Origin of the sequence: Candidatus Magnetominusculus xianensis (assembly GCA_001541255.1) — a bacterium.
Taxonomy (GTDB): domain Bacteria; phylum Nitrospirota; class Thermodesulfovibrionia; order Thermodesulfovibrionales; family Magnetobacteriaceae; genus Magnetominusculus; species Magnetominusculus xianensis.
Window position 1 is genome coordinate 38,565 of record LNQR01000004.1, and the last position, 11,333, is coordinate 49,897.

Here is an 11,333-nt window from a genome sequence, read left to right on the forward strand (position 1 = left end):
CGATATTCCTCCTAATATATGTTATATTTCAACAGCACCTGTAAAGACATATGCCGCAGGGCCTGTCATATATACGTTACCGTCTTTTGACCACTCTATTTCAAGGTCGCCACCTCTTAGGTGAACCGTCACGCGTGAATTTGAAAACCCCTTCAAGTGTGTTGCAACCATTGAGGCACATGCCCCTGTCCCACAGGCAAGCGTCTCACCGGCACCACGTTCCCATACGCGCATCTTTATCTCATCACCTTTTATTATCTGAACGAACTCCACGTTTGTCCTCTCTGGGAAAAACTGATCTGTCTCAAGTAAGGGGCCGTCCACAGCAACCGGATAGTTGTCCACATCTGACACAAAGACAACGGCGTGTGGGTTGCCCATAGACACACATGTTACTTTTATCTTTTTATTTCCAATTTCAATAGGATAATCAATTATCTGCCCGTCGGCATTTACTGGGATTTCCCGTCCAGAAAGCTGCGGGGCTCCCATGTTCACACACACCATATTATTTACCCTGGTAATCGATTTTATTCCAGCCGGGGTTTCCACATCTAAGACAGTCTCTTTGGCGATGCCCTTGTCCCAGGCATATACGGCGAGACATCGAATCCCGTTTCCACACATCTGGACTTCAGAGCCGTCGGCATTGAAAATCCTCATGCCAACATCAGCCGTTTTCGACGGCACGAGAAGGAGTAACTGGTCTGCCCCAACCCCAAAGCGGCGGTCACAGAGCGTTCTTGCATACAGGCTCCACGTCTCATAAGAAACGCCCTGAAGGCTGCCATCGGTTATGAAATCGACAACAATGAAATCATTGCCTATGCCGTGCATCTTTGTGAACGCGATGTTCATTTTATGAATTCTGGAATGAGTTCATCTCTTACCAGGTCTTCGTACGTCTGTCTTTTGCGAATCAGGTAGTGTTCAGAGCCATTTACAAGTACCTCAGCCGTGCGCGGTCTGCTGTTGTAGTTAGAGCTCATAGAAAATCCATAGGCACCAGCGCTCATAACAACGGCATATTCCCCCTGCAGCATGGAAGGCAGCTCTCTGTCCTTGCCAAGGAAATCACCGGATTCACATATCGGGCCGACTATATCAGCAAACACGTCCTTCCTTTTCTTTTTATGTACGGGCATAATGTGGTGATAGGCGTCATACATGGCCGGTCTTATCATATCATTCATCCCGGCATCGACTATTATAAAATCCCTGTCGTGCCCCTTTTTAGTATAGAGGACTTTTGTGACCAGAAGCCCGGCATTGCCGACCAGTGTCCGACCTGGCTCCATGACAATAGTCAGATTTCTGCCCTGAAGGATAGGCTTAATCTTCTCGGCCAGCTCTGAAGGATGAGGCGGGATTTCATCTAGGTATTGGATTCCCAACCCACCACCGATGTCCAGATATTTGATTTCGATTCCCTCGGCCTTCAGTTCGTCAATGAGCGATACAAGGCGCTGCAGCGCAACGAGAAACGGCTTCAGACTGATGATTTGAGAGCCGATATGTTCGTGAATACCGACAATCTTTACGTGTTTGAGTTTATGGGCGATTTTATAAAACTCAAGGGCACCCTCGATTGGTATCCCGAATTTGTTTTTTTTGTGACCAGTGGTTATTTTTGCATGAGTGGCAGGGTCAACGTCCGGGTTTATGCGCAGCGCTATCGGGGCTGATTTGCCAAGTTTTGCGGCTGCCTTATCAATAGCCATCAGCTCCTGTTCTGACTCTACGTTAAACATCAGGATATTTTCGCGCAGTGCATAGATTATCTCGTCCTCTTTTTTGCCGACTCCGGCGTAGACAATTTTCTCTGGCGGGATACCGGCCCTTAATGCCCTGAAAAGTTCGCCGCCTGAGACAATGTCCGCCCCGCCGCCCTCCGAAGCGAATGTCCTCAATATGGCAGCATTCGAGTTTGCCTTCAGCGCGTAGCAGATAATATGCGGGAAATCCTTAAAGGAATCGTCATAGGACTTAAAATGCCGCAGCAGCGTCTTATAGCTGTAAACATACAAAGGTGTGCCATACGCCTCGACAAGGGTTTCCATTGAAACATCCTCTGCGTGAAACACACTGTTCTTATAATCGAAATAATGCAATACAGGCCCTCACTTTCAAACATAAGCTAAAACCAATGGTTAATGCGTAATGATATAATTATTCACATCTTTTACGCAAGCCGCGTGCTAAAAAATCTGACTGCTGAGTTAAGCTACCATTGCCTTTCAAATGTCTTTTTCGAGTACGGCTCCTTTACATCCTCAAAGAGCGTTTCACGGCCCTTGGCCTTAAAGTGCAGGACTAGTTCCTTGTTAAATACACGATACAGGACACTAAGCGGCGTCAGCACAAAATAAAAGGCTATTGCAAGCAGGATTTTTGAGTTTACCGTACCCAGTACCTCGGCAAACTTCAACCACGCCGCAGCTATTGGCCGTACCAAAGGCTCTGCAAACACGTTCAGCGCCATAAGCACAAAGGCCGTCCACAGGAGCCACCCCCTGCCGAAAATAATAAACCCCGCCATGGCTGCCAGCACCAGCACATTTATTGTCTTCTGAGTATCAATATTAGGCTTCATCGTCACCATTATCAGCCCTCAGCCTAAAAAAGTGTATAAATAAACGGCGCTACCGCTGAACCGCCTGCAAACACTATTAACAGGCCCATTAGAAGCAGCACTATTATCATTGGCAGAAGCCACCACTTTTTCCTGACCCTTAAAAAATCCCACAACTCCTTTAAAATACCCATTTAATGTAAATCCTCCTGCTTCTAACTCCTAACTCCTAACTCCTAATCTAGCCCGAACTCCTCTTTCCAATCCCTTTCCTCGTGCCAGGGCCTTTGGGCCTTCTTGTCAAATATAAAATTGCCCATCACCAGGCAATCCATCTCAGTTCTCATAAAACACCTGTAGGCGTCCTCAGGGGTGCAGACAATCGGCTCTCCCCGCACGTTAAAGCTCGTATTTACGATTACCCCATAGCTGGTCTTTTCTTTGAACTTGCTGATTAGTCTGTGATACCGCGGGTTGGTCTCCTTATGTACAGATTGAATCCTTGCCGAGTAATCCAGGTGTGTTATCGCCGGCAAATCGGAACGAACATGATAGAGTTTCTCTTTTATTGTCAGTTGGTTATAGTTATTTGGGCGTGGATTAGTCCTCGAACTTACCACATCGGCTATGAAGAGCATATAGGGGGATGCAGTATTTGTCGTGAAATACTCTGGTAAGTCCTCAAACAATACAGACGGGGCAAAGGGCCTGAAACTCTCTCTGAACTTGATTTTCAGATTGAGCCTCTTTTGCATCTCTGTGTCACGGGCGTCGCCGATGATGCTCCTGTTGCCAAGTGAGCGCGGCCCCCACTCCATTTTCCCCTGAAACCAGCCGATTACGTTGCCAAGTGAAAGCAGTTCTGCCGTTTTTTCGGCGACTGTGTCGAAGTCTTCATAGTACGTATATGGGGCATTATATCTTCTTGCCGTCCTCTCGATGTCAAGGCTGCTGAACTCAGGGCCAAGATATGCCCCCTGCATTGCGTCATCAGCGACATTGACGAAAGCACCTCTTGTCCTTTGGCCTTCGCCGTACATATAATACGCAGCGTATGCCGCGCCCAGGGCGCCGCCCGCGTCTCCTGCCGCCGGTTGTACCCAAATATTGTCAAACACGCCCGATAGGGCAAGCTTAGTGTTTGCCACACAGTTTAGCGCTACTCCACCGGCCATTGTAAGATTCTTTGAGCCGGTCAGGGTTGCCGCTGTCTTTCCCATCTTAATAACTACATCCTCTGTTATCTGCTGAATCGCCAGCGCAAGGTCGCAGTGGCACTGTTGCAGCTCTCCCTCCGGCAGCCTTCGCGGGAAACCAAACAATCCCTCCCACATCCGGTCATCAACCATTGTAAGGGCTGTTGCATAACAAAAATAATCCTGATTAAGCCAAACCGAACCGTCGTCTTTGACCTCTATAATATTAGTGTAGATACTGTCCATGTATTTTTTCACTTCTTGTGAGCCGTGCCTTCCGTATGGGGCCAGACCCATGAGTTTATATTCGCCGGAGTTTACCTTAAAGCCAAGATAATATGTAAAGGCGGAATAGAGAAGCCCCAGCGAATGGGGGAATCTCATCTCCTTAAGCATCGTAATGCCGCTGCCCTTGCCGTGACTGATTGAGGCGGTTGCCCACTCACCAACTCCATCAACAGTAAGTATCGCGGCCTCGTCAAATGGCGACGGGAAAAAGGCGCTTGCCGCGTGCGACAGGTGATGCTCTGAAAACAGGAGTTTTAGTTTATCCTTATCAAAGGCTTCTATTTGTGCCAGCTCATCGCCGATTAATTTCCTAAGAAAGAGCTTCTCTTTAACCCACACAGGGATTGCCGAGAGAAATGACTTAAACCCCTTCGGCGCATAGGCATAGTATGTCTCAAGCAGACGCTCGAACTTCAATATGGGCTTGTCGTAGAAGATTACGCAGTCCAGCCTTGAAAGCGTAAGGCCGCTGCTGCCAAGACAAAATTCAACTGCGTTAACGGGAAAAGACGAATCGTGCTTTTTGCGTGTAAAGCGTTCCTCGTGTGCCGCTGCCGCTATTTTACCGTCAACCAACAACGCAGCGGCTGAGTCATGATAATATGCCGAAATCCCTAATATATTCATGCACGCTATTTTAGCATATAACGATTATTATTTGTGCACAATAGCAGCGGCTTTTCTGGGCAAGCGCATTTCAACATCTGATAAAGAAAATTAGTTCTAACAAAAATTTTAGCTTCTGATTATAATAAGACTATGAGGCCGATTAGATTATCAGTACATGCGAAGGAACAATTGCCTTATAGAGGCATAGAAGAAGACGAAGTATTTGATGCTATTAGAACATCGACATGGGAGACGGCTAAAAAAGAAAGACTTCAGGCAACTAAGAATTATCTTTACGGAAATGAGTGGAATAATAAATTTTACTCGTATAAGCAGGTAAAACCGGTGTTTGTTGAAGAAGAGTCTGAAATCGTTGTTATAACCGTCTATGCTTATTATTTTAATAAAGAGGTGAAGGCATGAGAATAACTTATGATTCGGAAGTAGATGCCCTATATATACGTTTCATAGAGACTACTGTAACAACTGAACATGTGGCTGAGGGTATTGCAGTAGATTATGATTCGGAAGGACGAATTGCAGGGATTGAGATTTTGGACGCCATAATGCGTGTTGGAAGTAAAGATGTGTTCAAGAAAATAACCTTAGAGGACTTAGCACTTCAGGGCAAATGATATGCGTTTGCCCTAGGCGGCCTTTTGCTGAGGCCGCCACTACCGTATCGTTTCAACAAGTTATTTCCAGGTATACCCAAGGTTGTATGTTGCGCTGCCGTCCCAGTACCACATATACCCATCAGTCCATGCTATAATTGCCCTGCCATTGATAAACCACTGGATATAGTATGTGCCCGATGAGTTTGTTCCTGATATTATACCACCTGATTTTGTCCCAAAGTACGAGGCGTGTTTATTATATATCCAGTTGATCCACGCACTTGCAGATATTGCCGGGTTCCAAACTGAATACGATGTCCATGAGCTTCCATCCCACCAGTATAGATAGCCATCAGTCCATGCTATTATTGCCCTGCCATTGGTGAACCATTGGATATAGTATGTGCCGCTTGCGTCAGAACCTGTCGTTATCCCTCCTGATTTTGTCCCAAAGTACGATGGGTACTGATTATAAAATGCGTTAATCGCATCGCTTGCCAGATTAAAATCAGATGTGCCTGACGATGTAAACGCCGCTGTTACGCTTTTTGCCGATGACATAGACAGGTAACAGCCGTTGCTGTTTGCCGTATCGCACCCCGTAAAGCCCGTAAAAGTTGAACCGGCATCTGCCGCCGCTGTCAGATATACGCCTGAGCCTGATGTAAATGACGATGAACAGGTTGAACCGCAGCTTATACCGGCGGGTTTGCTTGTTATTGTGCCCGTGCCCGTGCCGGATTTGGTGACGCTGACTGCATAGGTCGTTGATTTCGTAAATGTTGCAGTTACGTTCTTAGCTGATGACATCAGCAGGTAACAGCCGTTGCCGTATGATGTGTCGCATCCTGTAAAGCCTGAAAATGTTGAGCCGGAGTCTGCTGCCGCTATCAGATATACGCCTGCTCCAGATGAAAACGTCGATGAACAGGTTGAGCCGCAGCTTATACCGGCGGGTTTGCTTGTTATTGTACCTGTGCCTGTGCCGGATTTTGTGACAGTTATGCTATAGCCGCTTGTTAGTGAGTTTAGCGCTGCGTCCACCTGAATTCTGGGCTTCGTTATGCCGTTACGCGAGTCTGTTATTGAGACGCCGGTGCTTATCAGGGCATTGAGAAGGTCAGCAACCGATGCTGACGGCTTTGCCTGTTTCAGCACTGCCCATGCGCCAGCCACATGCGGGGTAGCCATCGATGTCCCATTCCACGTGCCATACCCACCGTTAGGGATGGACGATAAAATCGAAGAACCCGGCGCCAGTAAATTTAAAAAACTCGCGCTGTTTGAATAGGAGGCAACCGCGTCCGAACTGTCTGTTGCACCGACGCTGACAGCCGTAGAAATACACCCGGGGCTGTTTAACCCATCGGTATATTTATCGTTACCAGCGGCAATAACCGTTGCGATACCGGAAGAACGAAGGTTGTCTATTGCTGCTTTCATGCCGCTGTTTTGGCTGTCGCAATTAGAGGTATACTTACCACTGCCAATACTCAGATTTGCTGCGGCTATTGAATATGTACCCTTTAGAGCATAAACCCGTTCCAGCCCCTTAATTTGGTCGGAGTCCCAGGTTAGTACACAGGGAGTTGTAGTACAGTAGCTGGAGCTGTTAAATAGTGAAAATATCTGAATTGCTATGATATTTGCACCTTTTGCAACACCTGATGATTGCCCCGTGTTTTGCCCTGCCGCTGAACCCGCCACATGTGTGCCGTGGTCGCACTTTCCTGATGGACAACTCCCCGCATATGGCATCGCACAACCGCTTGACGTTGAGCTTGTTACACCACCGGGACATAGAGAACTGGAAGAAGATGACGAATCAGTGGTCGAGTAACAGGCCTCAGAGACAACCTTACCCGTAAGAATAGGATGTGTGTTATCGACTCCAGTGTCAAGGATTGCCACCACATAACCCGTACCGTCATACCCGCTTGACCATGCAGCAGGTGCGCCAACCTTAGAGATATCCCAGTTTACCTGTGTGGGGCTTGCCAGTTTATCTTCCTCAACAGAGATTACTTCGGTTATGGCAAGCACGGCGTCAAGCGCATTCCTGTCAACAGTCATCGCAATATGAGGGATATACTGATACTTGTAATGAGAAAAGACATTTACCGATGTGAGCTGCCCCATTACCTGGTCCTGCGCCCGTGAAATCGAGCGCGCCTGCTCTTCGGCCTCTGCAACAGATAAGCTGCCTACTGGTTGAAATGCGGCCTCAACTTTTACAATAATCCTGATTGAACCGCTACTGTCTGCCTGTAAGACCAGGCTTTCATATCCACCATCAGTGGCTATCTTGTTCTTATACTGGGCAGACAGTTCACCGGCAGATACGCTTAATGGCGCTAATGCACTGAGGCAAAAGACCATTAATAATAAGATTCCCCGGCTGCATTGTTTCCATGTTTTCATAAAGAACCCTCCTTGATCAGGCTGCCATCACTCAATGCTTAGTTTTATTATATACTGACTGGAAAACAAATATCAAATCCTCGAATTGCCCTTGATTCACCATCAATATAAGCCATGTCTCCACCTCGCCAGAATAACTGCTTTGTTTTATTTTCAGACACAATCTTATCTATCCAGTGTCAGATTACATTGTTAGCAGCACAACATGCATAGATCACTTATGATCAGTATGTGAAGTGACATAGCTTCTCAGTACTTCGTTAACCATGCTTTGATATGCTACCTTCTGTTGGGTTGCCAACTTCTTAAAGAACATTACAATGTCATTATCAAGACGTATGGTTGTAGGTATTTTCTTAGGTTTATAAAAACGTCCCCTTATTCCTTTTGAAAAGTCATACTCGTCTTTTATTTCAAAGTTATCTTCAGTCTTCCTCATAAGACCTCCTTTCATTGGCTGGGCTGATATTATTCTGATTTTTTCATTACCTTCAGAGGTAACACTATATAAATGCGCTACTACAAGCAACTCTCCAGTTTTTGTTACCCCTAATGTTATCCAGCGTTCTTCAAAGTAATCAAATCTTCTATCTAACAGCGATTTGTGAAATGCATCTTCAAAAACTTCCCTTGCATCTTCAAATGAAACGTTGTGCTTTTTTACATTTTCATTATTCTTCTCATCACTCCAATCAAAGAGCATATTTTATTTTAACTGATATGTACATACTATGTAAATACATTGTTTTGTGGTTGAGGGTTAACTTGACGCTGATAAAGGCACTCTACTGGTTTTTTCATGAGGCAATTCTGGCATTTGACAAAATCCAGATAATAAAATACAATAAGCCCAGAGCAACAAATATCACAGGAACTAATGTACGACGAAGAGAGCTGGGGCAGATTAATACAGGAGTTTTTGCTGGAGTGTACCGACTCTATAAACCTTATCGAGCGGGGGCTTCTGGGGCTTGAGACCAATCCAAAAAATAAGGCTCTGATAGACGACATATTCCGCCACACACATACTGTAAAAGGCAGCTGCCTGATGCTTGGCTTTACCAGGCTTGAGGAACTTACACACTCTGCTGAAAACGTCATAGAGTTGCTGCGTGACGGCATAATTACCATGGACGGAGCTATCAGCTCAATCCTGCTTACAGTGGTTGACTGTGTTCGCGGGGCACTTAAAACTATTGAGAAAACCGGCGCAGAAGGAGATGTTGATTTCACAGAACAGATGGGGAAACTCCAACATATCCAGACAGTATCATCTGTCACGCCGGGCTCTGCGCCTTATTGTAAGTTGGACTTATCTGACTCTGACTCCGGTGCCGGTTCAACATTTAATGCCGGCAATATCGGCAATGCAGGGGAGTCATCATTAAACCTTGAGACTGTAACCCTGCCTATTTCGCGCCTCAGCACTCTGATGAACATCTCCGGCATAGCACTTGTGACGTTTAATCAACTGCGCTACTCACTTATGCAAAATCGTGGAGACCACCAGCAGCTCCTTGACACTATGGAGATGCAAATACAGGATTTGCAGGAGGAAGTCCTCAAATACCGCCTCCAGCCGGTTGGTCATATTTGGAGTACGTACCATCGTCTGGTGCGTGAGCTGTCAGTTGACTCCGGCAAGAAGGTCTATTTGCAAATGAAGGGAGAAGATACAGAGATTGACCGCTCTGTACTGATATCACTCAAAAATATACTTGGTCATCTGATTCGCAATGCCATTGACCATGGAATAGAACCCCCTGATGTGAGGGTTTCCCTTGGAAAATCCCCTGCGGGCAAGATAGAGTTGTCAGCGCAACAAAGACACGGCAATATATATATGGAAATCTCCGACGACGGGGCAGGCATTGATGTAAGCCGTGTCAGGGAAAAGGCTGTGGAACTGGGGCTGCTTACCACTCAGCAGGCAGCCTCCATAGATGAAAACGCAGCGTTTAACCTGATTATGGAGCCTGGGTTTTCCACCGCCGGGACACTAAGCAAAATATCCGGGCGCGGCATTGGCATGGACGTGGTGAAAAAGACAGTGGAAAAGGCAGGCGGTGTACTCACAGTCTCAAGCGCTGCCGGTAAGGGGACGCGGTTTTCTATACGCATACCCCAGGCGATGGCAGTTGTCCCTGTGCTGGTGGTTCGGTCGATGGAGGAGCGATTCGCCCTCCCGCAGGTCAATGTGATTGAACTGGTCTCATTTTATGGCGATGAGGTACGAGAAAACGTGGAGATAAAGATGCAGTCACCGTGGGTCAGGTCGCGGCAGCGGCTTGTGCCCCTGATACGATTAAGCCGACTGCTGCGCAAAAATGAATGCAGTGAACTGCTGAAGGGGCAGTGCCATGTGGTGATGCTGCGCTGCGATGAAGGTGAGTTTGGCCTTGAGGTCGATGGGGCAGAGGAGCTTGCCAATATAGTTGTCAAGCCGTTGGCACGTATATTTTCACATATTACCATGCTCTCTGGCAGCGCTGTTATGCCTGATGGTACGGTGTCCTTCCTCTTAAACATAGAGGAGGTCAGAAGAGAAGGTCTTCGTTTAGAACTGAAAGATTAAAATAATGCTTAACACAAGGAGGATTATTATGCAAGCAATACTAATCGTAGATGACAGCGCTCTGGCACGCATGATGGTAAAGAACATTGTCTCTCAGGCATTTCCACAGTGGGAGATTGTCGAGGCTGGAAACGCTCAGGATGGACTGGAGAAGGTAAAAAATCAACAGATACCAATAGCCCTTATAGATTTTAACATGCCGGGAATGAACGGGGTTGACCTTGCTGCAAAGTTAATGGAACTATACCCGAAGATAAGCATTCACTTAGTAACGGCCAATATTCAGGAGACAATGCGTCTGCGTGCCGATGCTATGGGAATTGGATTTATTAAAAAACCAGTAACCAGGGACGACATTGTGAGGATAATTGGCGGCAGCGATGGAGGGGTGTAGCCGATGGAATTAAGTGAACTGGAACAGGACGCGCTCAAGGAGTTTTTCAACATGGGGTTAGGGATGGCCGCAGATTCGTTAAGCAAGATGGTCAAAAAGGAGATATTGTTGTCGCTGCCGCAGCTTGCGGTGGTCAGCCATCGGGAAGCGGTTGCTTTGGTTGAGCATAAGGAGGATGAAAAACTTGTCGCAGTAAGACAAATCTTTCTTGGTGAACTTTGCGGTACGGCTCTGTTAATATTTCCAGGCGGCAAGAGCCTGGAGCTTGTAAGAACCCTGCTTGGTGACGATGTTCCGCTTGAGACACTTACTGAGCTTGAACAGGAAACCCTGCTTGATGTAGGCAATGTTATCTTAAATGCCTTTCTCTCCAGCTTTACACAGATGATGACCATTGAATTCGAATTTGAGGCGGCTGAATTCCTGAAGGCCAGTTGTGAGGCGCTGCTTGATATTGCCTCTCACAGATTGTCATGTTCGAGTGCCAGCGATGACAACAGCAACCAGGCATTCTTTCTGATGATGGACTTTAAGACAGCTGAGGACGAGTTAAAGCATAACTCCCTGAGGGGATACGTAGTGCTACTTTTTTCTAAAGAGGCTATGGCAAATTTAAAACAAGAAATCGCAAGAATTATATCAGGGCTTTAAGAGAGCAGGG

At 46.6% G+C, this 11,333-nt stretch carries 12 protein-coding genes; 5 read left to right on the top strand and 7 right to left on the bottom strand.

Going from position 1 to position 11,333, the window contains the following annotated elements; all coding sequences use genetic code 11:
- Nucleotides 1-21: 21 nt before the first annotated feature.
- From dapF to ASN18_RS00880, 5 genes are all read right to left on the bottom strand, one after another.
- Nucleotides 22-858, bottom strand: coding sequence for a diaminopimelate epimerase (gene dapF, locus ASN18_RS00865; protein ID WP_236861408.1), 837 nt, complete (start codon nucleotides 856-858; stop codon nucleotides 22-24).
- A complete protein-coding gene (gene lysA / locus ASN18_RS00870) occupies nucleotides 855-2,111 on the bottom strand; it encodes a diaminopimelate decarboxylase (RefSeq protein ID WP_085050709.1) in 1,257 nt (418 codons plus the stop codon). Before lysA ends, dapF begins: the two co-directional genes overlap by 4 nt.
- Nucleotides 2,112-2,224: 113 nt before the next feature.
- The gene (locus tag ASN18_RS17385) at nucleotides 2,225-2,602 is read right to left on the bottom strand and encodes an SxtJ family membrane protein (RefSeq protein ID WP_085050710.1); all 378 of its coding nucleotides are present in this window, start codon (nucleotides 2,600-2,602) and stop codon (nucleotides 2,225-2,227) included.
- A 14-nt stretch (nucleotides 2,603-2,616) separates the two neighbouring features.
- A complete protein-coding gene (locus ASN18_RS17390; protein ID WP_236861410.1) occupies nucleotides 2,617-2,766 on the bottom strand; it encodes a DUF5989 family protein in 150 nt (49 codons plus the stop codon).
- A gap of 42 nt (nucleotides 2,767-2,808) precedes the next feature.
- Nucleotides 2,809-4,683 carry a carbamoyltransferase family protein gene (locus ASN18_RS00880; protein WP_085050711.1) on the bottom strand — a complete coding sequence of 625 codons (1,875 nt, stop codon included), beginning with the start codon at nucleotides 4,681-4,683 and terminating at the stop codon, nucleotides 2,809-2,811.
- A 132-nt stretch (nucleotides 4,684-4,815) separates the two neighbouring features.
- Here ASN18_RS00880 and ASN18_RS00885 point away from each other — a divergent pair, with 132 nt between their 5' ends.
- Both ASN18_RS00885 and ASN18_RS00890 read left to right on the top strand, forming a co-directional pair.
- Nucleotides 4,816-5,088: a DUF4258 domain-containing protein gene (locus ASN18_RS00885; protein WP_157072757.1), complete on the top strand. Its 273-nt coding sequence runs from the start codon at nucleotides 4,816-4,818 to the stop codon at nucleotides 5,086-5,088.
- Nucleotides 5,085-5,300 (top strand): DUF2283 domain-containing protein, encoded by a 216-nt coding sequence (locus ASN18_RS00890; protein ID WP_085050713.1) that lies wholly within the window; start codon nucleotides 5,085-5,087, stop codon nucleotides 5,298-5,300. Before ASN18_RS00885 ends, ASN18_RS00890 begins: the two co-directional genes overlap by 4 nt.
- 60 nt (nucleotides 5,301-5,360) lie before the next feature.
- Here the strand turns inward: ASN18_RS00890 and ASN18_RS00895 are convergent, their stop codons facing one another.
- Nucleotides 5,361-7,703, bottom strand: coding sequence for a S8 family serine peptidase (locus tag ASN18_RS00895; RefSeq protein WP_085050714.1), 2,343 nt, complete (start codon nucleotides 7,701-7,703; stop codon nucleotides 5,361-5,363).
- Between the two features lie 214 nt (nucleotides 7,704-7,917).
- The gene (locus ASN18_RS17395; RefSeq protein ID WP_085050715.1) at nucleotides 7,918-8,406 is read right to left on the bottom strand and encodes a BrnT family toxin; all 489 of its coding nucleotides are present in this window, start codon (nucleotides 8,404-8,406) and stop codon (nucleotides 7,918-7,920) included.
- 174 nt (nucleotides 8,407-8,580) lie between these two features.
- Between ASN18_RS17395 and ASN18_RS00905 the strand changes: the two genes are divergently transcribed.
- Genes ASN18_RS00905 through ASN18_RS00915 form a run of 3 tightly spaced genes read left to right on the top strand, consistent with a single transcriptional unit; the run spans nucleotide 8,581 to nucleotide 11,323 of the window.
- Nucleotides 8,581-10,278, top strand: a complete 1,698-nt coding sequence (locus tag ASN18_RS00905) for a chemotaxis protein CheA (RefSeq protein WP_085050716.1) — start codon at nucleotides 8,581-8,583, stop codon at nucleotides 10,276-10,278.
- 28 nt (nucleotides 10,279-10,306) lie between these two features.
- Complete coding sequence (locus ASN18_RS00910) at nucleotides 10,307-10,672, top strand: response regulator transcription factor (protein ID WP_085050717.1); 366 nt, start codon at nucleotides 10,307-10,309, stop codon at nucleotides 10,670-10,672.
- 3 nt (nucleotides 10,673-10,675) lie between these two features.
- Entirely contained in the window at nucleotides 10,676-11,323 is a 648-nt protein-coding gene (locus ASN18_RS00915) for a chemotaxis protein CheC (RefSeq protein WP_085050718.1), read from the top strand.
- The last annotated feature ends 10 nt before the right edge of the window (nucleotides 11,324-11,333 follow it).